The 24,578-nt window shown below is 70.9% G+C and carries 28 protein-coding genes and 1 pseudogene; 17 read left to right on the top strand and 12 right to left on the bottom strand.

Going from position 1 to position 24,578, the window contains the following annotated elements:
- Positions 1–215: 215 nt before the first annotated feature.
- Positions 216–896, bottom strand: coding sequence for a GntR family transcriptional regulator (locus tag OIE67_RS45960; protein WP_326632454.1), 681 nt, complete (start codon positions 894–896; stop codon positions 216–218).
- A 74-nt stretch (positions 897–970) separates the two neighbouring features.
- Here OIE67_RS45960 and OIE67_RS45955 point away from each other — a divergent pair, with 74 nt between their 5' ends.
- Both OIE67_RS45955 and OIE67_RS45950 read left to right on the top strand, forming a co-directional pair.
- Positions 971–1,549 (top strand): YbhB/YbcL family Raf kinase inhibitor-like protein, encoded by a 579-nt coding sequence (locus OIE67_RS45955; protein WP_407674933.1) that lies wholly within the window; start codon positions 971–973, stop codon positions 1,547–1,549.
- On the top strand, positions 1,546–1,956 hold the full coding sequence (locus OIE67_RS45950) for a cupin domain-containing protein (RefSeq protein ID WP_326632452.1): 411 nt from the start codon (positions 1,546–1,548) through the stop codon (positions 1,954–1,956). The genes OIE67_RS45955 and OIE67_RS45950 overlap by 4 nt, the downstream gene beginning before the upstream one ends.
- An 85-nt stretch (positions 1,957–2,041) precedes the next feature.
- Here the strand turns inward: OIE67_RS45950 and OIE67_RS45945 are convergent, their stop codons facing one another.
- Positions 2,042–2,656, bottom strand: a complete 615-nt coding sequence (locus OIE67_RS45945; RefSeq protein WP_326632450.1) for a TetR/AcrR family transcriptional regulator — start codon at positions 2,654–2,656, stop codon at positions 2,042–2,044.
- 67 nt (positions 2,657–2,723) lie between these two features.
- On the opposite strand from OIE67_RS45945, the gene OIE67_RS45940 reads away from it, so the two are divergent.
- Both OIE67_RS45940 and OIE67_RS45935 read left to right on the top strand, forming a co-directional pair.
- Positions 2,724–3,515, top strand: a complete 792-nt coding sequence (locus tag OIE67_RS45940; RefSeq protein ID WP_326632448.1) for an SDR family oxidoreductase — start codon at positions 2,724–2,726, stop codon at positions 3,513–3,515.
- Between the two features lie 347 nt (positions 3,516–3,862).
- A complete protein-coding gene (locus OIE67_RS45935) occupies positions 3,863–4,801 on the top strand; it encodes a TIM barrel protein (RefSeq protein WP_106245945.1) in 939 nt (312 codons plus the stop codon).
- Between the two features lie 15 nt (positions 4,802–4,816).
- Here OIE67_RS45935 and OIE67_RS45930 read toward each other — a convergent pair whose 3' ends face one another.
- Positions 4,817–5,752, bottom strand: a complete 936-nt coding sequence (locus OIE67_RS45930) for a substrate-binding domain-containing protein (protein WP_326632445.1) — start codon at positions 5,750–5,752, stop codon at positions 4,817–4,819.
- Positions 5,753–5,807: 55 nt separating this feature from the next.
- On the opposite strand from OIE67_RS45930, the gene OIE67_RS45925 reads away from it, so the two are divergent.
- From OIE67_RS45925 to OIE67_RS45915, 3 genes and pseudogenes are all read left to right on the top strand, one after another.
- Positions 5,808–6,695: a substrate-binding domain-containing protein gene (locus OIE67_RS45925; protein WP_326632443.1), complete on the top strand. Its 888-nt coding sequence runs from the start codon at positions 5,808–5,810 to the stop codon at positions 6,693–6,695.
- A 22-nt stretch (positions 6,696–6,717) separates the two neighbouring features.
- Complete coding sequence (locus OIE67_RS45920) at positions 6,718–7,419, top strand: ABC transporter permease (RefSeq protein ID WP_326632441.1); 702 nt, start codon at positions 6,718–6,720, stop codon at positions 7,417–7,419.
- A 167-nt stretch (positions 7,420–7,586) separates the two neighbouring features.
- Positions 7,587–8,591, top strand: a pseudogene (locus OIE67_RS45915) (ABC transporter ATP-binding protein); the annotation flags it as partial.
- Positions 8,592–8,656: 65 nt separating this feature from the next.
- On the opposite strand, the gene OIE67_RS45910 reads toward OIE67_RS45915, so the two are convergent.
- A complete protein-coding gene (locus OIE67_RS45910) occupies positions 8,657–9,121 on the bottom strand; it encodes a MarR family winged helix-turn-helix transcriptional regulator (RefSeq protein WP_326632437.1) in 465 nt (154 codons plus the stop codon).
- A gap of 60 nt (positions 9,122–9,181) precedes the next feature.
- Between OIE67_RS45910 and OIE67_RS45905 the strand changes: the two genes are divergently transcribed.
- Together OIE67_RS45905 and OIE67_RS45900 are read left to right on the top strand one after the other, a co-directional pair.
- Positions 9,182–9,559, top strand: coding sequence for a cupin domain-containing protein (locus tag OIE67_RS45905; protein ID WP_106245954.1), 378 nt, complete (start codon positions 9,182–9,184; stop codon positions 9,557–9,559).
- 96 nt (positions 9,560–9,655) lie between these two features.
- Positions 9,656–10,018, top strand: a complete 363-nt coding sequence (locus OIE67_RS45900) for a cupin domain-containing protein (RefSeq protein ID WP_326632434.1) — start codon at positions 9,656–9,658, stop codon at positions 10,016–10,018.
- A 31-nt stretch (positions 10,019–10,049) separates the two neighbouring features.
- Here OIE67_RS45900 and OIE67_RS45895 read toward each other — a convergent pair whose 3' ends face one another.
- On the bottom strand, positions 10,050–10,958 hold the full coding sequence (locus OIE67_RS45895; protein ID WP_326632432.1) for a VOC family protein: 909 nt from the start codon (positions 10,956–10,958) through the stop codon (positions 10,050–10,052).
- Between the two features lie 61 nt (positions 10,959–11,019).
- Positions 11,020–11,289, bottom strand: a complete 270-nt coding sequence (locus tag OIE67_RS45890) for a DoxX family protein (RefSeq protein WP_326632429.1) — start codon at positions 11,287–11,289, stop codon at positions 11,020–11,022.
- Positions 11,290–11,367: 78 nt separating this feature from the next.
- On the opposite strand from OIE67_RS45890, the gene OIE67_RS45885 reads away from it, so the two are divergent.
- A complete protein-coding gene (locus OIE67_RS45885; protein ID WP_326632427.1) occupies positions 11,368–11,952 on the top strand; it encodes a TetR/AcrR family transcriptional regulator in 585 nt (194 codons plus the stop codon).
- A gap of 147 nt (positions 11,953–12,099) precedes the next feature.
- On the opposite strand, the gene OIE67_RS45880 is transcribed toward OIE67_RS45885, so the two are convergent.
- Complete coding sequence (locus OIE67_RS45880) at positions 12,100–12,975, bottom strand: HhH-GPD family protein (RefSeq protein WP_326632425.1); 876 nt, start codon at positions 12,973–12,975, stop codon at positions 12,100–12,102.
- A gap of 79 nt (positions 12,976–13,054) precedes the next feature.
- Here OIE67_RS45880 and OIE67_RS45875 point away from each other — a divergent pair, with 79 nt between their 5' ends.
- Positions 13,055–13,735 (top strand): hypothetical protein, encoded by a 681-nt coding sequence (locus tag OIE67_RS45875; RefSeq protein ID WP_326632423.1) that lies wholly within the window; start codon positions 13,055–13,057, stop codon positions 13,733–13,735.
- 49 nt (positions 13,736–13,784) lie between these two features.
- Here the strand turns inward: OIE67_RS45875 and disA are convergent, their stop codons facing one another.
- From disA to OIE67_RS45850, 5 genes are all read right to left on the bottom strand, one after another.
- Positions 13,785–14,861 (bottom strand): DNA integrity scanning diadenylate cyclase DisA, encoded by a 1,077-nt coding sequence (gene disA, locus OIE67_RS45870; RefSeq protein WP_326632421.1) that lies wholly within the window; start codon positions 14,859–14,861, stop codon positions 13,785–13,787.
- 40 nt (positions 14,862–14,901) lie between these two features.
- The gene (radA, locus tag OIE67_RS45865; RefSeq protein WP_326632419.1) at positions 14,902–16,308 is read right to left on the bottom strand and encodes a DNA repair protein RadA; all 1,407 of its coding nucleotides are present in this window, start codon (positions 16,306–16,308) and stop codon (positions 14,902–14,904) included.
- A 105-nt stretch (positions 16,309–16,413) separates the two neighbouring features.
- The gene (gene trxA / locus OIE67_RS45860) at positions 16,414–16,719 is read right to left on the bottom strand and encodes a thioredoxin (protein WP_219912102.1); all 306 of its coding nucleotides are present in this window, start codon (positions 16,717–16,719) and stop codon (positions 16,414–16,416) included.
- A gap of 2 nt (positions 16,720–16,721) precedes the next feature.
- On the bottom strand, positions 16,722–17,090 hold the full coding sequence (locus tag OIE67_RS45855; protein ID WP_106245964.1) for a MerR family transcriptional regulator: 369 nt from the start codon (positions 17,088–17,090) through the stop codon (positions 16,722–16,724).
- A 60-nt stretch (positions 17,091–17,150) separates the two neighbouring features.
- On the bottom strand, positions 17,151–17,849 hold the full coding sequence (locus tag OIE67_RS45850; RefSeq protein ID WP_106245966.1) for a class I SAM-dependent methyltransferase: 699 nt from the start codon (positions 17,847–17,849) through the stop codon (positions 17,151–17,153).
- A 204-nt stretch (positions 17,850–18,053) separates the two neighbouring features.
- Between OIE67_RS45850 and OIE67_RS45845 the strand changes: the two genes are divergently transcribed.
- The 6 genes from OIE67_RS45845 to OIE67_RS45820 all read left to right on the top strand — a co-directional run bounded on the left by OIE67_RS45845 (position 18,054) and on the right by OIE67_RS45820 (position 24,569).
- Positions 18,054–18,863 carry a sugar phosphate isomerase/epimerase family protein gene (locus OIE67_RS45845; protein ID WP_106245968.1) on the top strand — a complete coding sequence of 270 codons (810 nt, stop codon included), beginning with the start codon at positions 18,054–18,056 and terminating at the stop codon, positions 18,861–18,863.
- Between the two features lie 34 nt (positions 18,864–18,897).
- Complete coding sequence (locus OIE67_RS45840) at positions 18,898–19,695, top strand: class I SAM-dependent methyltransferase (protein WP_326632411.1); 798 nt, start codon at positions 18,898–18,900, stop codon at positions 19,693–19,695.
- Positions 19,692–20,288, top strand: coding sequence for a TetR/AcrR family transcriptional regulator (locus tag OIE67_RS45835; protein WP_326632409.1), 597 nt, complete (start codon positions 19,692–19,694; stop codon positions 20,286–20,288). The genes OIE67_RS45840 and OIE67_RS45835 overlap by 4 nt, the downstream gene beginning before the upstream one ends.
- 138 nt (positions 20,289–20,426) lie before the next feature.
- Complete coding sequence (locus tag OIE67_RS45830) at positions 20,427–22,532, top strand: (Fe-S)-binding protein (protein WP_326632407.1); 2,106 nt, start codon at positions 20,427–20,429, stop codon at positions 22,530–22,532.
- Between the two features lie 148 nt (positions 22,533–22,680).
- A complete protein-coding gene (locus OIE67_RS45825) occupies positions 22,681–23,487 on the top strand; it encodes a hypothetical protein (protein WP_106245972.1) in 807 nt (268 codons plus the stop codon).
- Positions 23,484–24,569, top strand: coding sequence for a glycosyltransferase (locus OIE67_RS45820; protein WP_326632404.1), 1,086 nt, complete (start codon positions 23,484–23,486; stop codon positions 24,567–24,569). Before OIE67_RS45825 ends, OIE67_RS45820 begins: the two co-directional genes overlap by 4 nt.
- The last annotated feature ends 9 nt before the right edge of the window (positions 24,570–24,578 follow it).

Genomic DNA, 24,578 nt, shown 5'->3' with positions numbered 1-24,578 from the left:
CCGCCCGCCGCCGCCCGCCCGCCGCCGCCCACCCGTGCGCCGCCTACTGCCGCGAGCTGCTGCCCGCCACCGCCCGCTGACCCCCGGGGCGCTGATCCGGACGGGTGGCACGTACCGTCCGCTCAGCCGGGCAACGTGACGACAAGCCGGTGAGACCTCGATGCTGTCGCTTCTCTCCGGGGTCGTCGAGGGCGCTGCTGGTCAGCGGGGCGTGCTCAGGCCTCGTCAGGTGGCGATGTGAGCGCGGCGACGGTCAGGGTCAGGTGCTGGGTCAGTACCTCGGCGGCGGTGTCGGCGTCGCGGGCCAGGGCCGCTTCCTCCAGGCGGCGGTGCTCCGCGACGCCGTCGCGGTCGGGGGTGCGCTGGGCCGACCAGCGGCGGGCCAGCTCGCCGGCCGTCCACAGCCGGTCGAACATGTCCAGCAGCACCGGGTTGCCGCACCCGTCCAGCAGCGTCCGGTGGAAGACGCGATGTGCCTCCGACCACGCACTGCTGTAATACTCGCCTTCCTCGAGCGCGTACGCCGGCGTGCGGGTCAGGCGGTGGTGGGCCGCCCGTACCCGTGCCTCCCAGTCGAGGTCGCCGTGCTCGATCGCCAGGCGCAGCATGACCGGCTCGATCGTGCGGCGGGCCTGCGCGATCTGCTGCCACCGCCGGTCCGAGAAGTCGGGGACGGCGAAGCCGCGGTTGGGCAGCCGCACCGCGATGCCCTCGCCGACCAGGCGCACCAGAGCCTCGCGTACGACGGCCAGGCTGACGTGGTGCCGCTGGGCCAGCTCCTGCGGCTTGAGCGCCTCGCCCGGTGCGTACTCGCCTCTCATGATCGCTGTCTGGAGCAGGGCGTGGACCCGCTCGGAGAGCATCGGTTTCGCCGATGGGTCGGCCGTCTGCGTCATGTCCCCAGGATAGACCATTCGCCAAATAATCGATTATTCGTGTTATGGTCGATAGTGTCGCGACGGCGCCCCGGATGGTGCTGTACGCGGCTGCCGACATCCCGCACCAGCTCAATGAAGGAGCAGACGTGAACAACCCCTTTGCCCGCCTCCCCGAAGTGCCCTCCTTCACCGTCACCAGCACCACGCTGGCCGACGGCGCTCCCTGGCCCGCCGCGCAGATGTCCGCGGGCGTCCCTGGAGGCAAGGACATCTCCCCGCAGCTGTCGTGGAGCGGCGCCCCTGAGGGGACGAAGAGCTATGCCGTCACGGTGTACGACCCGGACGCGCCGACCGGCTCCGGGTTCTGGCACTGGGCCGTGGCCGACATCCCCGCCACCGTCACCGAGGTGCCGGAAGGCGCGGGCGACGACACCGGCTCCGGTCTGCCCGAAGGCGCGTACCAGCTGCCCAACGACGCTCGCGTGGCGCGTTACCTCGGCGCGGCCCCGCCGGCCGGGCACGGCCCGCACCGCTACTTCGTCGTGGTGCACGCCCTCGGCACCGACGCCATCGGCGTCCCGGCCGACGCCACCCCCGCGTACCTCGGCTTCACCATCGCCGGCCACGTCCTCGCCCGCGCAGTCCTGACCGCCACCGCGGAAACTCCATGACCGTGACCCCGATCGAGCTCTCCGCGTCCGTCATCCACCTGTCCCAGGGCGGCCGGATCCACACCAGAGCCCGGCCGGTGGACGTCGGGCGCGACGGCTGGCATCTGAAGGCGTTCCACGCCAGGACCGGTGCCGATGTCCACGCCGACCACTGGCAGGTGAACACCGAGGCCGAGCAGATCGTGTCCTGCGTCATCGGCAAGATCCGCCTCTATCTGCGTGCGGAACGGCCGGGGGAGGGCGAGGAGGAGATCCGGCTGACGGCCGGCACCGCCGCCGTCGTCCCGCGTGGACGGTGGCACCGGATCCAGCTCGACATCCCCAGCACCGTCATGACCATCACTCCGCCGTGTGGCGGCCGCTCGGAGAGACGCGCCGACGTGCCTGCGACGACGCCTGCTCTCTGATGGCGCACACCCCGGTGCAGTCCGACGGCACCCGCTCTCAGCTTCGCGCAGGCGGTACACGACCTTGGTCACGTGGGAGTGCGCGTCAGCTTGGGGGACGGCTCGGCCAGGCGGCCAGGGCCAGGTCGGCGATCTGGGTGAGTTCGGCCGCGTCGGCTCCGTCCCGGGCGCGTTGCGACATTCCTTGGACGACGGCGGCGAAGTATCCGGCCAGCGCGCGGGGATCGGCGGACGGGGGCAGTTCGCCGTCCCGCTGGGCGGCGCGCAGGCGGTCCTGGAAGACCGCGAGGTTGGCGTTGCGCAGCTCGCGCAGGAACGCCGCTATCTCGGCGTCCTGGACGGTCACGTTGGTGGCGGCACTGATGGTCAGGCAGCCGGCGGGGTGCGCGGGATCGGGGTAGATCGTCGCGGCCTCGCGCAGGATGCGGGCGAAAGCGTGGTGCGCCGTGGCCTCCTCGCGCAGGGCGACGCCGACGAACGCGCCGACGGGCGAGCGGGTGTAGGCGTGTACGACCTCCTTGAACAGCGCCTTCTTGTCGCCGAAGGCGGCGTACAGGCTGCCTGGCCGGATGCCCATCGCCTCGGTGAGCTCGTTCAGCGAGGTGGCCTCGTAGCCGCGCTCCCAGAACAGCCGCGTGGCCGCGGCGAGTGCCGCGTCACGGTCGAACGTACGCGGACGGCCCCGTGCTGCTTGACCCATGCCCCACATTCTAGAGCGTTCACTCAAGAAGTCGTGTTAGCGTACTTGTTGAGTGAACACTCAAGAATTGAGAGGCGGGATCGTCATGGGCGGACGCGTGCTGGAGGGCAGGGTGGCGCTGGTCACCGGCGGCAGCAGGGGGATCGGGCGAGCCATCGCAGAGCGGCTCGGCCGGGACGGCGCGGTCGTGGCCGTCGCCTACGCCCGCGATCAGGGCGCGGCCGACGAGGTCGTCGAAAGGATCGGCGAGAAGGGTGGCCGGGCGTTCGCGATCCGGGCCGAGCTGGGCGGGCACGGTGACGCGGCCGCGCTGTGGGCCGCCTTCGACGCCCACCTCCAGCGGCACTCGCTTCCGGCGGGCGTGGACATCATCGTCAACAACGCCGGCATCGGCCGCAGTTCGGATCTGGCCGCACTCACCGAGGAGGAGTTCGACCGGATCTTCGCGGTCAACGTCCGGGCGCCGTTCTTCATCGTGCAGCAGGGGCTCGGCCGGCTGCGCGACGGCGGGCGGATCATCAACATCTCCAGCGGCGCGGCCCGGCTGGCCATGCCGGACATCATCGCGTACAGCTCCACCAAGGGCGCCCTGGACACCTTCACCCTCAACCTGGCCAAGCAACTGGGCCCGCGAGGCATCACGGCGAACTCGGTGGCCCCCGGGATCGTGGACACCGACCTCAACGCGGGATGGCTGCGCGGCAACGCGGACGCGGAGGCCCACGCCGCGTCGCTCCATGCGCTGGGCCGGGTCGGGCAGCCCGAGGACATCGCCGACGTCGTCGCGTTCCTCGCCTCCGACGACGCGCGCTGGGTGACGGGCAGGGTGATCGACGCGACCGGTGGCGCCGGGCTGTGACCCCTCCGGGGGGATCGCCGGGGGGGTGTTCAGGGGCGCCTGCGGGCATCTTGGCGATCTTCACCGTACGAGATGAGCAGAAGTGAGAAGGTTGCGGTCGTTGCGTAATTGTTGGGCCAACGGGTATGACGCCACCGCGAGTAGTACTACACTGCGTAGAGCTTCGCCAAGTCTCATCCAAGTGAGCGACAAGTGCGTGTCCCTAGGCTGAAGGCTGCTCCGCAGGGAGTAGCGAGATGTCAACTCAGGGCGGACGCGCGTGCCACCTGCAAGCAGGCATGCTCACATGGCTCGTACGTACCGAGGCGGGCGAGGGGAACACTCAAAGCAAGCCGTGGAGGAAACCGATGCGCCTGCGTCACGATGACGGAACGCTCGTTCACCTCGCCTACAACGCAGGCGTCCACCCCGCTGAGGACCTGGAGAACCTCATCGCCCACCTGACGCGATACGCGGTTCCGGTGCGCAAGCGGCTGGGAGTGGAGCGGATGGGCATCGGGCTTTGGCTGTCCCCGGCCGTCGCCGACCACCTCACCGCCGACCGCATCGAGCTCGTACGGCTGCGTCGTTCCCTGGAGGAGCGCGGCCTGGAGGTCGTGAGCCTCAACGGCACCGGCGGACGCAACCAGGAGGTCCCCGGCCCCGACTGGGCCAAGCCGGAGCGCTACCGCTACACGATGGCGCTGGCCAAGATCCTGGCGTTCCTGCTGCCCGAGGACGTACGGTTCGGCAGCATCTCGACGATCCCGATCGGCTGGCGCCGCGACTGGCCCGCCGACCTGCACGCGATCGCCACGCGCCGGCTTGAGCGGCTGGCCCGCGAGCTGCGCGGCATCTACAGCACATCGGGCAAGACGATCAGGGTCGGGTTCGAGCCGTGGCCCGGCTGCGTGCTGGAGACCACCGAGCAGGCGCTGGAGCGGGTCGGCGGCATCGACTCCGAGCACCTGGGCGTGTGCCTGGACGCCTGCCACCTCGCGTGCGGCGCCGAGGAGCCCGGTGTGGCGCTGAAGGGGCTGGCCGCGGCCGGCGCGCCCGTGGTCAAGCTCGGCCACGTGCACAACCACACCGGTGAGACGCCGAGCACGGGCGCGGTGCTGCACGACACGCTGACGGCCCTGCTGTCGGGCGCGGTGAGCGGCAGTGCGCACATCGAGGTGGAGACGCACAACCTCATGGTTCCCGGGCGGGCCAAGGGGCCGGGGGCGCTGGTGTCGCTGCTGGCCGAGGAGCTGGCCTGGGCGCGTACGAATCTGACCAGCCTGGGTCTGCAACTGGCCGCCTAGTTCACCGACGCCTGCTCAACGCCGGGCCCGTTCCGTGCCGGTGAGTTCGGTGACCTGGCCGGAGCGGGAGGTGTCGTAGCCGCCGAGCGCGGTGATCTTCTCGCGCAGGGACGGCGTCCGCAGGACGGCGATGAGGTGGGCCGCCGGGTCGAGGCCGTTCTTGATCAGGGCGATGTCGAAGTCCTCCCACGTCAGGGGGACGAAGTCGAGGTCCAGGCCGATGGCGGCCGAGCGGATGCCGAGGCCGGCCTCGACCGTTCCGGTGGCCACGGCCAGGGCGACTTCGAGATGTGTGCCGACCTGGGGACCCCTGAGGTCGTCCGGGTCGTGGCCGGCGGCGAGGAGCAGCCGGTCGAGCAGGATCCGGGTTCCGGTGCCGGGGCGGCGGGTGGAGATGCGCCGGTTCGCCAGGTCGGCGATGCCGGTGATGCGGCCGGGGTTGCCCGGAGGCACGATCAGGCCCTGCTCGCGTCGCCAGAGGTGGATCAGGTGCGCTCCGAGGCCGCGCAGCATGCCGCGCGCGAAGGGCGCGTTGTAGACGCCGGTGTGGTGCAGCAGATGGATCGCGGCCCCGTCGGCGCGGCCTTCGCGTACCGCGGCCAGACCGGAGACGCTGCCCTCGCGCTGGGTGATCTTCAACTGGCCGGACAACGTTCCGAGCAGCAGGTCGAGCGCTGGGTCGTCACTGCCGGCCAGGGTGAAGACCTGGTCCTCGTGCATGAAGCGCCGGGCGGCGAGCGCCGCGCCGGGCGCCACGCGGGCGCGGCGGCGTTCGGCGAGTTCGAGCACGCCGGCGTCGGCCAGCCGGCGCTGCGCCCGGCTGACGGTGGAGGCGGTGGTGTGCCACTGCTGCGCGATGTCGCGCACACCCGGCAGTTCGTCGCCGGGCTGGAGGGCCCCCGCGCTGATCTGGTGGGCGAGGTCGCTGCAGATTTCCCGATATCGGGTCACATCGCAATAACTTACCCTTGCACTACTCTGAAGTAGCGCAGATAGGGTCACATCCATGCGTAGAGGGATCCTGATCGGTATCGCCTGGATCGTGGCGGTTCTCCTGGCCGGGTGCGGGACCGCCCCCTCCGCCGGCGGGCCCTCCGCGATTACGTCGGCGGCGTCGGCGGCTCCGGCGGAGAAGTCGCTGATCCTGGCCACCACCACCAGCACCCAGGACAGCGGCCTGCTCGACGAACTGCTGCCCGTGTTCACCCGCGAGAGCGGCTGGCAGGTCAAGACCGTGGCGGTCGGCAGCGGGCAGGCCATCGAGCTGGGCCGTCGCGGGGAGGCGGACGCGCTGCTGGTGCATTCGCCGGAAGCGGAGGAGAAGTTCGTCGCCGAGGGCTCGGCCGGCGCCCGGCGGCTGGTGATGCACAACGACTTCGTGCTGCTCGGCCCGAAGGCCGACCCGGCCGGTGTGCGGGGGGCGAGCAGCGCGGACGCGATGAAGAAGATCGCGGACGCCAAGGCGGTGTTCGTCTCGCGGGGCGACGAGTCGGGTACGCATTCCAAGGAGAAGGGCCTCTGGTCCCAGGCCGGGGTGACGCCGGGCGGCTCCTGGTATCAGTCCACCGGCCAGGGCATGGGCGCGACGCTGCGGGTCGCCGGTGAGAAGGCCGGTTACACCCTGTCGGACCGGGCCACGTACCTCACCCAGCGCGACTCCCTGGAGCTGGAGGTGCTCAGCGAGGGCGACCCGGGCCTGCTGAACGTCTACCACGTCATCGAGATGACCCAGAAGGCCGGCGGCAGGGTGCGGGCGGACGGCGCCGAGGCGTTCGCGGACTGGATGGTCGCCCCGGCCACGCAGCGGCTCATCGGCGAGTTCGGACGGGCGAAGTTCGGCCGGCCGCTGTTCACCCCGGACGCCGGCAAGGACGAAGCGAAGCTGGGCGAATGAGCACAGTCCGGGAGGCCGCCTTATGGACGTGCTGTTCGACGGGTTCGTGGACGCGGTCAAGCTGCTGCTGTCCGGGGACGAGGACAGCTGGTCGATCATCGCGCTGACCCTGCGCGTCTCGTTGACGGCGACCGCGATCGCCCTGCTGGTGGGCCTGCCGCTGGGCGCGATCGTGGCGCTGGCCCGCTTTCCCGGCCGGCGGGTCCTGCTGGCGGCGGCCAACACGGGGATGGGCATGCCGCCGGTGGTGGCCGGCCTGTTCGTCACCGTGCTGCTGTGGCGCAGCGGGCCGCTGGGCGGGCTCGGGCTGCTCTACACACCGACCGCGATGATCGTCGCCCAGGCCGCGATCGCCACCCCTGTCGTGATCGCGTTGGTCGCGGCCGCGCTGCAACAGGTCGATCCCGACTTCCGTGTACAGATGCAGGCTCTCGGGGCGAACCGCGTCCGTGCGTTCGCGGCGCTGCTGGGCGAGGCCAGGCTGCCGCTGTTCGCCGGCACGATGGCGGCTTTCGGTGCGGTGGTGAGCGAGGTGGGGGCGGCGCAGATGGTCGGGGGCAACCTGGTCGGGCAGACCCGGGTGCTCACCACCGCCGCCGTGCTGGCGACCAGCCGGGGGCAGTTCTCGCTGGCGATCGCGTTCGGGCTCATCCTGTTGTTGATCGCGTTCGGCGTGAATCTGTCGCTGACCCTCGTCCAGCAGCAGCGGGCGGTGCCGCGATGAGCGGTCAGAGCGCTGGGGTGGGTGGCCGGCACACCGGGATGAGCGCTCATGGCGCTGGAGTGGGTGGCCGGCACACCGGGATGGGGGGCCAGGGCACTGGGGTGGGTGGCCGAGGCGCTGGGATCGGCTGCCGGGACCTGCGCGTGCGGGCCGGCGACCGTGAGCTGCTCAGCGTGCCCGAGCTGGACGTCGCGTCAGGACGTACGCTGGCCGTGCTCGGTCCGAACGGAGCCGGTAAGTCCACCCTGCTGCGCGCGCTGGGTCTGCTCAGCAACCACCGCGTGAGCGGGCGGATCCTGCTCGACGGCCATCCTGCCACCCGGCCGCTGATGCGTCATGCCATCGCCGCCGTGCTGCAACGGCCGATCCTGCGCCGCGGTACGGTCGCCGCCAACGTGATCAGCGGGCTGCGGTTCCGCGGGATGAGCCGGCGCGAGGCCCGGCAGCGCGCGTGGCCGTGGATGGAGGCGCTCGGCCTCGTTCCGTTCGCCGACCGGGACATCCGCAGCCTGTCGATCGGCGAGGCCCAGCGGGTCAGCATCACCCGCGCGCTCGCGGTCGGGCCCAAGGTGCTGCTGCTCGACGAGCCGTTCACCGGACTGGACAGCACCACCCGCGCCGACCTGATCGCCGACCTGCGCGCCGCGCTGAGCGGGCAGCCCACTGCCACGATCCTGGTCACCCACGACCGGCAGGAGGCGCTCGCCCTGGCCGAGGACACCGCGCTGCTGATCGGCGGCCGGATCCGCCAGCACGGCCCGACCGCCGAGGTGCTCGACCATCCCAGCGACGCCGACACGGCCCGGCTGCTCGGGTACACGAACCTGCTTCCGCCGGCGCTCACCGGCCGTACCCATCCGCTCGTGGCCCGGCCCGAGCACACCCACCTCATCCTCGATCCGTCCGACGGTCCCGCGGGTCAGGGTGATGACGACGTACGGCCGGTGCCCGGAACGCTGCGTCGCACGGTCGCGCTGGGGATCGCCACCCGGGTGGACGTCGACACCGCGGGCGGCCCGCTGACCTGCCTGCACCCTGGAGACCTGCCCGGCACATCGCTTCCTCCAGTTGGAGGCGACGTCCGCGTACGGGTCCGGCAGGCGCGGGCGCTGGCCGGGGTCGATGGGAACGGGTGGACGGCGGGCCTCAGTTCCCGTCCGTCCGCGTCCTGAGACCAGGCGTCGTCCAACGCGACGAGGCGGCCGGAGGGCGCCGTCGGGGCCTCGGGGCGGAGGGGTCAGAGGTTGCCGAACCAGCCGGGGGTGTCCAGGCGCCAGGGGTTGCCCGGCGTCATCGTGCGCAGGTCGGCTTCGAGGGCGTTCAGGCGGTCCTCGCCCAGCTCGCCGGCCCAGTGGGCGCGCAGGGTGTCGAAGATGCGGGCTGAGCGGTTGAGTGCGTCCATGCCGTACGGGGTGAGGCGGACGATCTTGCGTCTGGTGTCCTGGGCGTCCGTGGTGCGTTCGACGTAGCCGATGCGTTCCAGGGTGTCGATGGTCTTGCCCGCGGCCTGTTTGGAGACGCCCAGCGTACGGCCCAGCTCGACGGCGGTGGTGCCGGCCGGGCCGATCGCCTGCATGACGAAGCCGTGCATGGGTCTGATGTCCGGGTGACCCTGCCGGGCGAGCTCCGCGTGCAGCTCGTCGATCAGCATCCGGAACGCGAGCAGCAGGCGCAGGGGCAGTTCGAAGCCATGGCTTGACACGATAGACAACCTGGTTAACTATATGGACAACGTGGTTGCCTATCTTAGGGGGTAAGTGGCATGGCCGTCATCCATGCGGACGACGCGCGGCGGTCGGAGACTCCTGGCGGGGTCATGACGACGCTCGCCTCGCCGACGCAGGGAGGGGCCTCAAGGGCCCTGTGGAAGGTCGAGGCCAAGCCGGGCGCCGAGGGGCCCGTGCACGACTTCGACGTGGAGCAGGTGTGGAGCTGGGTCGCCGGGGCGGCGACGGTCGAGCTGGGCGGGGAGCGGTTCGAGGTGACGGCCGGTGACACGGTCGTCATGCCCGCCCGTACGGTGCGACGCGTCCTCGCCGACCCCGCCACCGGCTACACGGCCGTCGTCACGGCCGCGGCCGGAGCCCGGGCATTCGCCGCCGACGGCACCGAGTACGGCGTCCCGCCGTGGATCGCGTGAAAGGAGTTGCCGATGTCTGTCGTACCGGAATCCGCAGTACCTGGGTCCTTCGTGTCTGGGGCTGAGGCCCGCAGGATCGAGACGCCCAATGGGGTGATGACCACCCTCGCCTCCCCGACCCAGGGGAGCGCGGGGCAGGCAGTGTGGCGGGTGGACGCCAAGCCCGGGATGGTGGGGCCGGTGCACGCGTTCGACACCGAGCTGGTGTGGACGTGGCTGTCCGGGGCCGCCGTGGTGCGGCTCGGCGGCGAGCGGTTCGAGGTGGGGCCCGGCGACACGATGGTGCTCCCGGCGGACGTGAGCCGGCAGATGTACGCCGACCCCGAGCACGGGTTCGTGTCGGTCGTGGTCGCGTCGGCCGGGGCCCAGGTCTACAACCCAGGCGGTGTGTCGGATCCGGACGCCTGCGCCCTGGCCCCCAAGGCCACCGAACGCCTGGTACCGCCCTGGGCGCGGTGAACGCCGACCTCCCTGGGTGAGGCGCGAGAGGTCAGTTCTGGGTGAAGGCGAGTGGCACGCCGCAGGCGTCTTCGGCGGTGACGTAGAAGCCGTCGGAGGTGGCGTGGGTGGCGATCAGGTTGTGCTCGACGAGTTTGCGCGCGGTGGTCAGGTCGCGGACGGCGACGGTGTGGGCGGCGAGCAGCGGCAGGCCCGGCACCGCGTGGCCGGGGAGGAAGTCGCAGAGGGAGGACTCCGGAATGATCTCCACTCGCCCGTGCCGCAGCGGGAGCACGTGCTTGGGGCCCTCGATCCACACGTCAGTGTCCAGGAGGCGGGCGTAGCGCTCCTCGTGGTCGTCGATCTCGTCGTCGGGCACGACCAGCAGCACGCTGCGCAGGCCGACGGCGCCGTTCGGATGATCGAGATAGCGCGGCTGGTGAACGTACTGAGGGGTGTGGTGCTGCGTCGTCTGGAGCGCCCCTTCGGGGGTGTGGGCGGCATCGATGCGGACGCTGTCAGCGCGTACCGTCCGCGGCCCGTCGGCGGTGGCGACCTCTCGTTCCAGCGCGCGGATCCCGGTGGAGGTCAGGCCGGTGGCGCGGAGCCGTTCGGCGGTGGCCTGGATGTCGCGCGAGCCGAGCGTCATGAGCAGGCCGCGGTAGGTCCGGCGTAGCTCGTGAACACCCCAGGGGTCGGGGGCGGCGGGATCGACGATGCCGAGTAGTTCGATGAACGACTGCCCGAAGTAGGCGCACCGGTTGGCGGTGCAGGTGGGCAGGAGCGGGCCGCCGGGCCGTTCGGCCAGGTGGTGCGGCGAGACAGGGCTGAGGGTGAAGCCGAGCGCCTCATAGCGGGCGGAGGTCGCCGCGAGGTCGGCGGTGATGAGCACGGTGTGGTCGATGTAGTCGATGTCGGCGGCGTGCTGGGCGGTGTGTTCGGCGGTCTGTTCTGTGGTCATGTGCGTTGTCCTCAAGGGGTTCGCGGTGGTGGGGCGAGGCCGGCGGTGGTGGCGCGTGTCCTCAGGCGGCCGCCGCGACGGCGGCGGCGATGAACAGCACCTGCAGGGCCGTACGCGCGGGCACGGGGGTCACCGGCTTTCCGGCCAGGGTGAGGCCGCGGCGGGCGGCCGAGACGTTGGCCGGGAACATGGCGAGCATGAGCAGGGCCAGCCCGATCGCCGCGTACGGCGCGAGCGGCGGCAACAGCAGCCCTACGGCGCCGGCGAGCTCCAGGACGCCGATGAAGCGGAGAACGACGAAGCCGCCCGTGAGAGCGAAGAACGGAACCATCTCTCCCTCCAATCTTGTCACCGGCAAGATTGGAGCAGATTTCCTATCTTGTCAATGTCAAGATACGGTGGATCCGTCATGCGGAACGCGGAGGTGAGAGAGATCGATCAGCCGTCCTACCACCACGGCAATCTGAAACGCGTCATCATTGACGCCGCTCTTCAAGCCATCGGCGAGTCCGGTCCGGCCGGATGGAGCCTGCGCGAGCTGGCCCGCCGCGCCAGCGTCTCGCACGCCGCGCCCGCCCACCACTTCGGCGACAAGCAGGGCCTGCTGACAGCCGTGGCCGCCGAGGGCTTCGGCCTGTTCGCCGACGCTCTCGAACGCGCCGCCGCCGACGTGTGGGAGGTCGGCGTCGCCTACGTCCGCTTCGCCATCGACCATCGGCCCTACTTCGAGGTGATGTTCCGGCCGGAGCTCTACCGCGCCGACGATCCCAGCGTCCAGTCCGCGCACGAGCGCGCCGCCGGCGTGCTCATCACCAGCGCCCACGCACTGTCGCCGGGCGCTGAGCACGACCGGGCGACCACGATCGCCGCCTGGTCGCTCGTCCACGGCTTCACCAGCCTGTGGCTCAGCGGAGCCCTGCCGGAGAGCGCCGACGGAGACCCGGAGGCCCTGGCCCGTTCGATGATCCGCCTCGTCCTCGGCTCCCTGCGCTGACGATCAGACCTGCGGGCTGCGGGCCTGCGGGGGAGAGAGGCGCGGCCCTGGTTCCGCACGTCGCAGGGGAGAGGTGCGGCCCGGGTTTCCTCGCGCCGCGGGTGCGGCGATGCCTCCCGGGCGCCCCGGCTGCGGGAGGTGGCGGGGTCAGGCGTGCGGAAGGCGGTAGGTGTCGTCGGGGAGGACTTCGGCCAGGCCGTCGGTGATCAGGCCGTCCAGGGCGCGTTCGCGTTGCGGGGCGTCGTCCCACACCGCGTCGAGCGCCGCTTTCGGGACCGGGCCGTGCGCGTCGCGCAGCACTTCGAGCAGGCGGCCGCGGCACTGGCGGTCGGTGCCCGCGTACGTCTGGCCCTTGCGTGGCGGGCCGGCGTGCGGTGGTTTGCCGGCCAGGCGCCACGCGCACACGTGGGTGATCGGGCAGTCGGCGCAGCGCGGCGCGCGGGCCGTGCACACCAGGGCGCCCAGTTCCATCACGGCCACCCCCCACCGGGGCGCGCCCAGTTCGGGCAGCAGCGCCTCCGCCAGTCGCCGCTCGGCCGCCGAGGTGGCGGTCGGCGGGTATTCCTCCGCGCGCACCGCCCTGGCGAACACCCGCCGCACGTTGGTGTCGAGCACGGCGTGCCGCCCGCCGTAGGCGAAACTGGCGACCGCGGCGGCGGTGTATTCGCCGATGCCGGGCAGCGCCAGCAGGGTCTCGTGGTCGGACGGCACCTCGCCGCCGTGCTCGTCGGTGATGGCCCTGGCGCAAGCGTGCAGGCGCAGGGCGCGGCGCGGGTAGCCGAGGCGGCCCCAATGGCGTACGGCCTCGCCGGGCTGCTCCGCCGCGAGCGCCTTCGGGGTGGGCCAGCGCTCCATCCACTCGTGCCAGATGGGCAGGACGCGGACGACCGGGGTCTGCTGGAGCATGATCTCGCTCACCAGCACCCCCCACGGTGTCGCCTCGGGGGCACGCCAGGGGAGATCGCGGGCGTTGTCCGCGTACCAGTCCAGAATGGCGGTGTGCAGGAGGTTCGGCTCGGCCACGCGGTCAAGGGTATTCCGTGATGGCCAAGACTCGGCGTGTCGTCACTCACCGTCGCTGACTCGTCACCAGACTTGGTGTATGGACCCGGATACGATGCGTGGCGACGGCGGTGACATCTACTGGCGGCGCCGGATGAGCCTTCTGGTGGCGGTGCTCGTCGTGGTGGCCGTTGTGGCGTGGGCGTGCTCCAGCGGCAGTGGCCCGGAGCGCTCGTCCAGCGCGCAGACCTCGCCGAGCGCGAGCGTCAGCGCCACGCCCTCCGTCGACCCGCTGCTCGCGGGGCTGCGTACGCTCGCCATGGGCACGGCCAGCCCCTCGCCCACCGCCACCCCCAAGGCGACGCCCACCCAGCGGCCCAGGCGGCCGGGGGAGCCCTGCTCCGAGCAGGACCTGGTGCTCAGCCTCCAGGGCGGCAAGGAGCAGATATACCCGGGCGGCTCCCGTCCCAGCTTCATGGTCACGCTGGTGAACACGGGCACGGTCATGTGCACCACCGACGTGGGGCCGCGGGCGATGGAGATCCGCATCACCTCGGGGGCCGACCGCATCTGGTCCACGGCCGACTGCGTGAGCGGTGAGGGCATGGAGATCAGGCAACTGCAGCGGGGGGTTCCGTACGTGCGGTCCCTGGAGTGGGACAGGCGGCGGTCGAGCTCCGACTGTCGCGCGACCCCGTCGGCGGCCCTGCCGGGGACGTACGTGGCGACGGTGCGCATGGGGAAGATGCGCAGCACCAAGGGAGTCTTCCACCTCCGCTGACCGCCCTGGTCGAGTTCATTCGACTGGCGTTTCGAGGCCGGGAAGGGCGTCAGACGTAGCGTTCGAGGATGGAGGATTCGGCGAGGCGGGACAGGCCCTCGCGGACGCTGCGGGCCCGGGACTCCCCGACGCCGCCGACCGCCTGGAGGTCGTCGATGCTGGCGGCCAGCAGCTTCTGCAGGCCGCCGAAGTGGTTGACCAGCCGGTCCACCACCGTCGCGGGCAGGCGGGGGACCTTGGCCAGCAGGCGGAAACCGCGCGGGCTGACCGCGCTCTCCAGCTGGTCGCTGCCGGTGTGGCCGAGGACGCGGGCGACGGTGGAGAGGTCGAGGAGCTCGTTGCCCGACAGTTCGTCCAGCTCGTGCAGGGCTTCGAGCAGCCGCCGCTGGCGGCGGCCGGCGGGGGCGGGGAGGTAGTCGCGGATGACCAGCTCGCGCTCGGAGTCGACGCCGGCCACGAGCTCGTCGAGCTGGAGGGAGAGCAGCCGGCCGTCGGTGCCGAGCTCGACCACGTAACCCTTGATCTCGTCGGAGATGCGGCGGACCATCTCCAGCCGCTGCGCCACGGCGGCCACGTCTCTGACCGTGACCAGGTCCTCGATCTCCAGCGCCGACAGGGTGCCGGAGACCTCGTCGAGGCGGTGTTTGTAGCGTTCGAGCGTGGCCAGGGCCTGGTTGGCCTTGGACAGGATGGCCGCCGACTCCTCCAGGACGTAGCGGATGCCGTCGAGGTAGAGGGCGATGATGCGCATCGACTTGCTGATCGCGATGATCGGCAGGCCCGTCTGCAGGGCGACGCGCTGCGCGGTGCGGTGGCGGGTGCCGGACTCGTCGGTGGGGATGGCGGGGTCGGGCACGAGGTGCACGGCCGCGCGGACGATCTTCTGGTCGCCGCTCACCACGATGGCGCCGTCCATCTTGGCCAGCTCGCGCAGCCTGGTGGCGGAGAAGTCGACGTCGAGCTCGAAGCCGCCGCTGCAGACCTCTTCGACGACCCCGTTGTAGCCGAGGACGATCAGCCCGCCGGTCTGTCCGCGCAGGATTCGCTCCAGGCCGTCGCGCAGAGGTGTGCCCGGCGCCACAGCGGCCAGGGCTTCGCGACGGCGGTCGTCAAGACTCCTATCCACCTGACCCCCGTGTCGATCGGTCACCTCAGCTTAGCCGTGCTCATGTGACGTGTGTGAGTGCGTCCCAGACGTTCTCCGCCTGGACCACCTCGAATCCGGGCGCGAACGCCACCGGGCCCACCGGCACCAGCGCGCGCTGCCCGCCGCGCCTGCGACCGGCCTCTTCGAGGGATCCGGCGGGTACGAGAGCGCGCTTGAAACCCATGCGCGCGGCCTCCGTCAGCCGCCTGCGCACGTCCTTGACCGGCCGCAACTCGCCCGCGAGGCCCACCTCGCCCAGCGCCACCAGACCCGAGGGCAGCGGCTTGTCGCCGGCGGCGCTGGCGACGGCGAGCATGACGGACAGATCGACCGCGGGGTCGGACAGCTTGATGCCGCCGACCGTCGCGGTGAACACGTCGCAGCCGCCGAGCCGGGCGTTGAGCCGGCGCTCCAGCACCGCCAGGATCATCTGCACGCGATAGGTGTCGAGGCCGGAGGAGGTGCGCCGGGGCTGCTGGGCGTCGGTGCGGGCGACGAGGGCCTGCACCTCGGCGGGCAGCGGACGGGTGCCCTCGACGGTTACGGTGACGCAGGTGCCGGGGACCGGCTCGCTGCGCCGGGAGACGAACAGCCCGCTCGGGTCGGTGATGCCCTCGATGCCCCGCTCGTGCAGGTCGAAGCAGCCGACCTCCTCGGTCGGGCCGAACCGGTTTTTGATCGCGCGCACCATGCGCAGCCGGGAGTGGCGGTCGCCCTCGAAGTTGAGCACGACGTCGACGAGGTGCTCAAGGGTGCGCGGGCCGGCGATCGAGCCCTCCTTGGTGACGTGGCCGACCAGGACGGTGGACATGTTGCGCTCCTTGGCCATCCGGACCAGGTTGGCCGCCACCTCACGCACCTGCGTCACCCCGCCCGGCACCCCGGTGGCCTGCGCGGAGCCGATCGTCTGGACCGAGTCGACCACCAGCAGCCTGGGCTCCACCTTCTCCACGTGGGTCACCAGGGCCGACAGCTCGGTCTCGGCGGCGAGGTAGAGCCGGTCCTGGATCGCGCCGATGCGGTCGGCCCGCAGCCGCACCTGGGCCGCGGACTCCTCGCCCGTGACATAGAGGACGGTGTCGCGCTCGGCGATGCGGGCGGCGGCCTCCAGCAGCAGCGTGGACTTGCCGATGCCGGGCTCACCGGCCAGCAGCACGACCGCGCCCGGCACCAGCCCGCCGCCGAGCACCCGGTCGAGCTCGGCCACGCCGGTCGTGCGGGCGGTCGCCAGCTCGGCCTTGACCTGGCCGATCGGCAGGGCCGGCGCGGTGGTCGCGCCCGCCTGGACGACGTTGACGCCGGCGCGGGCGCCCTCCTCGTCGACCGTGCCCCACGCCTGGCACTCGCCGCACCTGCCGACCCACTTCGTGGTGCGCCACCCGCATTCGGCACAGCGGTATCCGGGCTTCTGGGCTGTCTTGGCCATGCCAGGCAGGCTAGCGGCTGGGGCCGACAATCTTCGAGGGCGCGGCGGCAGATGTCGTGGCGGGCGCCCGAGCGGATTCGGGAGCCCGCGGGTACGGCGGCGGCGCTACGCCAGGCCGAGCTCCGAGACGAGCATGCGCTTCGGCTTGGCGCCCACGATCTGCTTGACCGGCTCGCCGTTCTCGAACAGCAGCATCGTCGGCACCGCCATGACGCCGTACCGGGCCATGATCTCCGGGTTCTCGTCGGTGTTGAGCTTGCCGATCGTCAGGCCGTGTTCGGCCTCGATCTGCTCCAGCACCGGCCCGACCATCCGGCACGGCCCGCACCACTCGGCCCAGAACTCGACCAGCACCGGCTTGTCGTTCTTGAGCACCTGCTCCTCGTAGTTGTCCGTGGTCAACGTGATCATCTTCATCCCCTCACAAAGCATCCTGGGCAGGACTGGGCGAGCTGGGCGGCCACCTCGGCGCGGCGGGCGAGCAAGACGCGGATCTCCTGGTCGATCTCGGTCAGCTTGCGCTCGTAGACCTCGACCGACTCGGCGCACGAGCCGCCGGTGCTGTTCCCCCGGCGCAGGCAGTCGACGAACGGCCTGGTCTCCTCCAGCGTGAAGCCGATCTGGAGCAGGGCCCGGATCTCGGACACCAGCCGGACGTCGTCCTCGGCGTAGTCGCGGTAGCCGTTGGAGCCACGGCGGGCGCGGAGGAGCCCGTGCTGTTCGTAGTAGCGGAGCGAGCGGGTGCTCACTCCGGTGCGTTCCGCCAGCTCACCGATGCGCATGCGTCCACGGTAAACGTTGACGCCTGTGTCAAGGTCAAGCGATGGAGTACGGGGTTGTGGTCAGAAGTAGCGCCAGCGCAGGACGTTCGGGTAGGCCAGCTCCAGCCCGGTCGTCTCGGCGATGGCCTGCTCGGCCACCTCGGGCGTGAACTCGATGCGCAGCACCGCCTCCAGGTCCGCCCGCCGCCGGAACGTCATCCGCAGATCGAGCGGCCGGCGCTGCCAGCCCTGCCGGTCCCAGAACGCCTCGACCTCGCGGGTGGAGTAGGCGGGCACGGTACGGGAGAACCAGCGCCCGAACGACCCCCGCGCCGCGTCGAGGTCGAGGACGAAGGCGGCCCCGCCGCGGCGGACGACCCGGGACAGCTCGCGCAGGCCGGGCTCGCAGCCGGGCCCGAAGAAGTACGCCCACCGCGCGATGGCCACGTCCACCCCCGCGTCGGGCAGCGGCAGGTCCTGGGCCGCCGCGGCGTGCACGCTGACGTTGGGCAGGTCCGCGCAGCGGCGGCGGGCCAGCGCGGCCAGGTCTCCGTGCGGCTCCACGCCGATCACCCTGGCGGCCTCGGCGGCCAGGACCGGCAGGTGGTAGCCGGTGCCGCAGCCGATGTCGAGCACGGTGGCGCCGCCCCAGGGGCGCAGGGCGCGCATCGCCGCGTCGGCCGCGCCGTCGGGGTCGACGGCGCGGTTCTCCAGCTCGTAGATCTGGGGGGTGTTCCAGATGTTGGGGCTGGGGATCGCGCCTTTCGCTATCCGGGACATGCCACAACGGTAGAGGCACCTTCGTGCTGGGCAAGCCGCCGCCCGGGAACGTCGGGGGCGAGGTCACGAGCCCCGATGTGTCGCCGCCGCGGCAGCGCCGACGCCGAGGTCACGAGCGTGCCGGCGCCCCCGGTGAGACGCTGAGACACGGCTCACCACGGGTGACCGCGCGCCAGAACGCCTTCTCCGGCTTAGGCTGGCAATGTGGCTGATGTCATCCGCGTGCCCAGCGCGAAGATCGCGCTGAGCACCGCTTCGGTATATCCGGAACGCACTCCCGATGCGTTCGAGCTGGCCGCGCGCCTGGGCTACGACGGCGTAGAGATCATGGTCGGCGCCGACCCGGTGAGCCAGGACATCGACGTGATCGAGCGGCTGTCCGAGCACTACCAGGTGCCCGTGCTGGCCATCCACGCGCCCTGTCTGCTGGTGACCCAGCGGGTTTGGGGCCGTGACCCGTGGGCAAAGCTCGTCAAGGCGCAGAAGGCGGCCGAACGGCTGGGCGCCTCCACGGTCGTGGTCCATCCGCCGTTCCGCTGGCAGCGTGACTACGCCCGTGACTTCGAGAACGGGCTGGCCAGGATGCGGGATGAGACGGATGTCGCGTTCGCGGTGGAGAACATGTTCCCTTTGCGGGCCAGGGCCAACGACGTGGTGCCCTACTCGCCTGACTGGAATCCGATCGACTACGACTTCCCCCAGGTCACGCTGGACCTGTCACACACGGCGGTCTCAGGCTCCGACGCCATGGAGATGGCGGTCAAGCTCGGCGACCGGCTCGCGCACCTGCATCTCGCCGACGGTCTCGGCGTGACGAACAAGGACGAGCACCTGGTGCCCGGCCGGGGCAACCAGCCGTGCGCGCCGATGCTGGAGCGGCTGGCCGGCAACGGCTACTCGGGGCTCGTGGTCCTGGAGATCAACACCCGGAAGGCGGCCAGCCGCACCGAACGGATCGACGATCTGGCGGAAGGGCTGGCCTTCGCCAGGTTGCACCTGGCGGCGTCCACATGATCCTGGTGGCATCCTCCATGAACGCGGCGACCACATGAACGCAGGGCCGATCAAGGACCTGGGCAGGACCTTCGACCGAGTGGCTGACGCGTACGACGAGGGCAGGCCCGGCTACCCCGACGAGGTCTACCGCGCGCTGGGCGAGGTGACCGGCGTCGACCTCGACGGCGCGACCGTGGTCGACGTCGGCGCGGGCACCGGCATCATGACGCGCGGCCTCAGGGCGCGCGGCGCCCGGGTGGTGGCGGTCGATCCGGGCGAGCCGATGCTGGCGCGCCTGGTGTCCAGGAGCGCCGCCGACGAGCGGGCGGGCGAGGGAGCCGGTGAAGACGCGCCCGTGGCGGCGGTGCTGGCCGACGGCAACGTGCTGCCGCTGGCCGGCGAGGCGGCGCATCTGGTGATGTACGCCCAGTCGTGGCACTGGCTGGACCCCGTGCTGTCGATCGCCGAGGCGCGGCGGGTGCTGCGGCCCGGCGGCTCGATCGCGGGTTGCTGGAACTTCCACCACGCCTCCCAGGCCGAGTGGCTGGCCGCCTACGAGGCCCGGCTGGCGCAGGCGGTGCCGACCTACTGGGGGCCGGCGGTCGAGGAGTGGTCGGTGCCGCCGATCGCCTCGGCCTTCGAGGTGGTCGAGGAGCGCTGGATCCCCTGGACCAGGCTGGTCGGCATCGAGCACTTCCTGCTCGACCTGCGCTCCCACTCCTACATGGCAGCGCTGTCCAAGGAGCGGGCGGACGAGCTGGTCGATCGCCAGCGGGTGGAGCTGCGCGCGGCCTTCCCCGAGGGTGTGCTGTCCGTGCCGATGCGGGTTTACCTGGCGGTGGGCCGGTGAGCGGTACGCCGCGGCGGCCGGGACGCAGGCCGGGCTCGGCCGACACGCGCGGCGAGATCCTCACGGCGGCCAGGAGGGTGTTCGCCGAGAAGGGCTTCGACAAGGCGACCGTGCGCGGCATCGCCAGGGAGGCCCAGGTCGATCCGGCCCTCGTGCACCACTATTTCGACACCAAAGAGGGCATGTTCGCCGCGGCGATGCAGCTGCCGATCACTCCGCAAGAAGTCATCCCGCTGCTGCTGGAAGGCCCGCGTACGGAGATCGGCGAGCGGCTGGTGGGGATGATCCTGCGCGTCACCGCCTCGCCCGAGACCCGCGACCCGATGGTGGCGCTGATCCGCTCGGCGATGACGAACGAGCAGGCGGCCGCGATGTTCCGCGAGTTCATCTCCAACGCCCTGCTCTACCAGGTGGCCGACCGGCTCCAGGTGCCGCACCTGCGGGTCGAGGCGGGCTTCGCGCAGATGTTCGGCGTGCTCATGGCGCGTTACGTGCTCAAGCTGGAGCCGATGGCCAGCGCCAGTCACGAGGAGCTGGTGAAGCTGCTCGGCCCGACACTCCAGCGGTACTTCACGGGCGACGATCTGAATTAGAGCATTGTTCTGGAGGCGGCGATGACCTTAGGGTATGTCGAGTGACCCGATAAAGTTACTCACGGGTAGGATCGGGGTACACGCCTGCTCGGCGGGTCACCGTACGCTGACAGCCAACGTCGTCTGTGGGAGGATCCCGTGCTCTGGGTAGCCATCGTCGGGCTCGTCATGACCATCCTGGCGGTGGCCGTGGCCGGCCGCAGAGTGATGTTCCTCTACCGGCTCGCGACCGTGGGCCCACCCGCCCCCGAGCGGATCGACTACGCCAGGACGCACGCAGGCGACGAGATCAAGGCGCAGCTCGTCGAGGTGTTCGGGCAGCGCAAGCTGCTCAAGTGGACGCCGTCGGGCGTCGCCCACTTCTTCGTCATGTGGGCGTTCTTCATCCTGCTGACCGTCTACATCGAGGCGTACGGCGCGATCATCCAGGGCGCGATCACCGGCACCCCGAACTTCCACATCCCGCTCATCGGCACCTGGGGCGTGCTCGGCCTCCTCCAGGACTTCATCGCCGTGGCCTGCGTGCTCGGTCTGATCGCCTTCGCGGTCATCCGGGTGAAGAACTCGCCCAAGGCGCTCGGCCGTGAGTCCCGCTTCTCCGGCTCGCACCTCGGCGGCGCCTGGCTCGTCCTGTTCATGATCTTCAACATCATCTGGACGCTGTTCCTGGCCAGAGGCGCGGCCGCGGCCAACGGGAACTTCCCCTACTCCTCCGGCGCGTTCGTCTCGCTCGCGCTCGGCGACGCGCTGCCGGCCAGCCCGCTGCTGGAGGAGATCGCGCTGCTCCTGCACATCGGCTTCATGCTGGTGTTCCTGGTCATCGTGGTCAACTCCAAGCACCTGCACATCTTCACCGCGCCGATCAACGTGCTCTTCTCCCGCCGCCCCGACGGCATGGGCGGCGCGCCGGAGATGCGCGTGGACGGCAAGCCGGTCGACTTCGAGGACGAGGACCTCGACCCCGAGCGGCTCGGGCGCGGCAAGATCGCCGACACCACCTGGAAGGGCTTCCTCGACTTCTACTCCTGTACGGAGTGCGGCCGCTGCCAGTCCCAGTGCCCGGCGTGGAACACCGACAAGCCCCTGTCGCCGAAGATGCTCATCCTCGACCAGCGCGACCACGCCTTCGCGGTGGCCCCCTACCTGCTGGCAGCCGCGAACGGCGTCGAGCACAAGGACACCGACGTGCTCGCCCTGCTGGACAAGCCGCTGGTCGGCGAGGAGGGCGTGATCCACCCCGACGTGCTCTGGTCCTGCACCAACTGCGGCGCCTGCGTCGAGCAGTGCCCGGTGGACATCGAGCACATCGACCACATCCTCGACATGCGCCGCTACCAGGTGATGGTGGAGTCGTCGTTCCCGTCCGAGGCGGGCGTGATGGTGAAGAACCTGGAGAACAAGGGCAACCCGTGGGGCATGTCCGAGATGAAGCGGGCCGACTGGATCGAGGAGCTCGACTTCGAGGTTCCGATGGTCGAGGACAAGATGCCCGCGGACACCGAATACCTGTTCTGGGTGGGTTGCGCGGGCGCGCTCGAAGACCGGGCCAAGAAGACCACCAAGGCGGTCGCGGAGCTGCTGCACATCGCGGGCGTCAAGTTCGCGGTGCTCGGCCCGATGGAGGCGTGCTCCGGCGACCCGGCGCGGCGGCTGGGCATGGAATACCTGTTCAACATGCTCGCCCAGCAGAACATCGAGACGCTCAACGAGGCGGGGGTGAAGAAGATCGTGGCCACCTGCCCCCACTGCTTCAACACCCTGGCCAACGAGTATCCGCAGCTCGGCGGCACGTACGAGGTCGTGCACCACACGCAGCTGCTGTCGAAGCTGGTGGACGAGGGGCTGCTCACCCCGGTCACGCCGATCGAGGAGAAGATCACCTACCACGACCCGTGCTTCCTCGGCCGCCACAACAAGGTCTACTCCCAGCCGCGCGACATCATGGCGAAGGTGCCCGGCGTGCAGACGCAGGAGATGCACCGGCACAAGGACCGCGGCTTCTGCTGCGGCGCCGGCGGGGCGCGCATGTGGATGGAGGAGCGCATCGGCAAGCGCATCAACACCGAGCGGGTGGACGAGGCGCTGACCACGAATCCTGACACGGTCTCGACCGCGTGCCCGTTCTGCATGGTGATGCTCGGCGACGCCATCAACGAGAAGAAGAACAACGGCGAAGCCAAGGAGACGCTCGAAGTCGTGGACGTCGCCCAGCTCTTGATCAAGTCGGTCAAGGGCACTTCCTGACCGCCGTCAGTCGGACTCCTCCACACCAGTTGTGGAGGAGTTTCGCATGTCAACGCGTGTGGCTGGAAGAAATCCGGCATCCACATAACGGGAAAATCACGGTAACCTCAACGTCGCATGGCTCTATTCGACGGGGAGGGGGCTCGTGATGGGCGTCGTCGTCACGGACGCCGAAGTCACCCTGGCCGACGTACTCTCCCTGCGGCTAGCCATCGACGAACCTCTGGAAGACGGCACCGAACTCGTTCTCAGGCATCGCACCACGGGGGTGGAACGCGACGTGCTGCTCGCCACTTCACGCGCTCGGGCGCGCGAGGCCACGCTGACGGTCTCACTGGAGCCGCTGGAGCTCAGCACCGGCCGCTGGGACGCCTATCTGCGCCGTGACGGCAAACGCAGCAGGCTGCGCAGCGTCGATCCCGGCTTCTCCCTCGACCACCTCGACGCGTACGCGCTGTGCCGGCGCACCCTCGCCTACCGCTCCTACCGCACCCGCAACGGCTTCCTGGCGCTGAAGATCTCCGACGCCGAGCCGGTGGCCGAGGTGCGCTCCATCTGGTTCAGGGAGGGCCGGTTCGAGGTGATGGGCCTGCTGGCGTACACGGGGCTGGAGGACGACGACACCCGCCACGAGGCCACGCTGACGCTCGACCGCCGCCTGACCGGCGCCCACCTGTCGGCCACGGCCACCGTCCAGGGCGTGCGCTTCCACGCGGCCGTGTCGCTGGTGGACGTGCTGGTGGCGGCCGACCACGAGGAGGCCGAGGGCGCGGGCACGTGGGAGCCCGCGCTGGAGGTGGACGGCGTGCCCACGCCGCTGCGCCTAGGGGCCAGGCTCGACGACGTGGACGGCAAACGGCGCCGACTGCACTATCCGTCCTCACGGGTGGACGGCGTGCTCATCAGACCCTGCTACACCGCGGACGACGAGCTGCGGATCGAGGTCGGCGGATGAAGGTCAGCCTCGTCCTCACCTCCGCGTACGCCATGCGCGGCGACGTGCGCGCCACGCTCAACCTGGCCACCGCGCTCGCGGAGCGGCACGAGGTCGAGGTCATCAGCATCCGGCGGCAGAAGGAGAAGCCGTTCTTCCCCGTCGGGCCCAAGGTGAGCATGCGCAGCGTCGTGGACGCCAGGCCGGGGATCAGGCACCTGCTGCCGCGCGGCCAGGTCCGTACCGAGGTGGCACTGTGGCGGATGCTGCGCAACCTCAGGTGCGACGTGCTGATCACGACCAGGCCGGGGCTGGGCGTCCAGGCGGCCAGGCACGCGCCGCGCGAGACCATCAAGATCGCCCGCGAGTGGGGCAGGCCGTCGGTGCCCGGGCCCGTGCAACGCCTCTACCCGCGCCTGAACGCCGTCGTGACGGCCACGGAGTCGGCCCAGGAGGACTGGGTCAGGCTGCTCGATCTGCCGCCGGGAGACGGCGGGCCCGTCGTGCACAGCGTGCTGGACGCGCTGCCGCGCGGCCCGTGGCCGCGCTCGCGGATGGACAACAGGATCGTCGCCGCCGGTGGTCGGTGGGTGCCGGTGAAGGCGTACGACCGGCTGATCAGGGCGTTCGCGATCGTGGCCGACAAGCGCCCCGACTGGCGGCTGCGGCTGTACGGCGGCGGCCCCGAGGAGCGCCGGCTGCGTTCGCTGGTGCGCGAGCTGCACCTGCACAACCACGTCTACTTCATGGGCACCACCCCCGACCTGGCCGGCGAGTTCGCCAAGGCGTCGATCGTGGCCAACCCCTCGCGCGTCGAGGACCTCGGCATGACGGTGCTGGAGGCCATGGGGTGCGGGGTGCCGGTGGTGGCCTTCGACGGGGCCAGGGGGCCCAGGGAGTTCGTGGCGACGGGCTACAACGGGGTGCTGGTGCCCGAGTCCGAGAGCGACCAGCAGCAGCTGTTCGCCGGGGCGCTGCTGGCGCTGATCGACGACGAGCGCAGGCGGCGCTCGCTGGCGGCGGGGGCGCTGGACACCGCGGTGCGTCACTCGGCCGACGAGGTGGCCGAGCAGTGGGAGAAGCTGATCGACGGCCTCCGCTGAGCGATACCT

Origin of the sequence: Nonomuraea fuscirosea, from assembly GCF_035917475.1 — a bacterium.
In the GTDB taxonomy this organism is placed as follows: domain Bacteria; phylum Actinomycetota; class Actinomycetes; order Streptosporangiales; family Streptosporangiaceae; genus Nonomuraea; species Nonomuraea fuscirosea.
The sequence above is the reverse complement of the archived record's forward strand: the minus strand, read 5'-3'. Positions and strand labels throughout refer to the sequence as shown.

Excerpts from the sequence above, each read along its gene's own strand:
- OIE67_RS45960 (WP_326632454.1), bottom strand. The coding sequence starts at position 896 with ATGACGCAGACGGCCGACCCATCGGCGAAACCGATGCTCTCCGAGCGG.
- OIE67_RS45955 (WP_407674933.1), top strand. The coding sequence starts at position 971 with ATGGTGCTGTACGCGGCTGCCGACATCCCGCACCAGCTCAATGAAGGA.
- OIE67_RS45950 (WP_326632452.1), top strand. The coding sequence starts at position 1,546 with ATGACCGTGACCCCGATCGAGCTCTCCGCGTCCGTCATCCACCTGTCC.
- OIE67_RS45945 (WP_326632450.1), bottom strand. The coding sequence starts at position 2,656 with ATGGGTCAAGCAGCACGGGGCCGTCCGCGTACGTTCGACCGTGACGCG.
- OIE67_RS45935 (WP_106245945.1), top strand. The coding sequence starts at position 3,863 with ATGCGCCTGCGTCACGATGACGGAACGCTCGTTCACCTCGCCTACAAC.
- OIE67_RS45925 (WP_326632443.1), top strand. The coding sequence starts at position 5,808 with ATGCGTAGAGGGATCCTGATCGGTATCGCCTGGATCGTGGCGGTTCTC.
- OIE67_RS45920 (WP_326632441.1), top strand. The coding sequence starts at position 6,718 with ATGGACGTGCTGTTCGACGGGTTCGTGGACGCGGTCAAGCTGCTGCTG.
- OIE67_RS45905 (WP_106245954.1), top strand. The coding sequence starts at position 9,182 with ATGGCCGTCATCCATGCGGACGACGCGCGGCGGTCGGAGACTCCTGGC.
- OIE67_RS45900 (WP_326632434.1), top strand. The coding sequence starts at position 9,656 with ATGACCACCCTCGCCTCCCCGACCCAGGGGAGCGCGGGGCAGGCAGTG.
- OIE67_RS45895 (WP_326632432.1), bottom strand. The coding sequence starts at position 10,958 with ATGACCACAGAACAGACCGCCGAACACACCGCCCAGCACGCCGCCGAC.
- OIE67_RS45890 (WP_326632429.1), bottom strand. The coding sequence starts at position 11,289 with ATGGTTCCGTTCTTCGCTCTCACGGGCGGCTTCGTCGTTCTCCGCTTC.
- OIE67_RS45885 (WP_326632427.1), top strand. The coding sequence starts at position 11,368 with ATGCGGAACGCGGAGGTGAGAGAGATCGATCAGCCGTCCTACCACCAC.
- OIE67_RS45875 (WP_326632423.1), top strand. The coding sequence starts at position 13,055 with ATGGACCCGGATACGATGCGTGGCGACGGCGGTGACATCTACTGGCGG.
- radA (WP_326632419.1), bottom strand. The coding sequence starts at position 16,308 with ATGGCCAAGACAGCCCAGAAGCCCGGATACCGCTGTGCCGAATGCGGG.
- trxA (WP_219912102.1), bottom strand. The coding sequence starts at position 16,719 with ATGATCACGTTGACCACGGACAACTACGAGGAGCAGGTGCTCAAGAAC.
- OIE67_RS45855 (WP_106245964.1), bottom strand. The coding sequence starts at position 17,090 with ATGCGCATCGGTGAGCTGGCGGAACGCACCGGAGTGAGCACCCGCTCG.
- OIE67_RS45850 (WP_106245966.1), bottom strand. The coding sequence starts at position 17,849 with ATGTCCCGGATAGCGAAAGGCGCGATCCCCAGCCCCAACATCTGGAAC.
- OIE67_RS45840 (WP_326632411.1), top strand. The coding sequence starts at position 18,898 with ATGAACGCAGGGCCGATCAAGGACCTGGGCAGGACCTTCGACCGAGTG.
- OIE67_RS45825 (WP_106245972.1), top strand. The coding sequence starts at position 22,681 with ATGGGCGTCGTCGTCACGGACGCCGAAGTCACCCTGGCCGACGTACTC.
- OIE67_RS45820 (WP_326632404.1), top strand. The coding sequence starts at position 23,484 with ATGAAGGTCAGCCTCGTCCTCACCTCCGCGTACGCCATGCGCGGCGAC.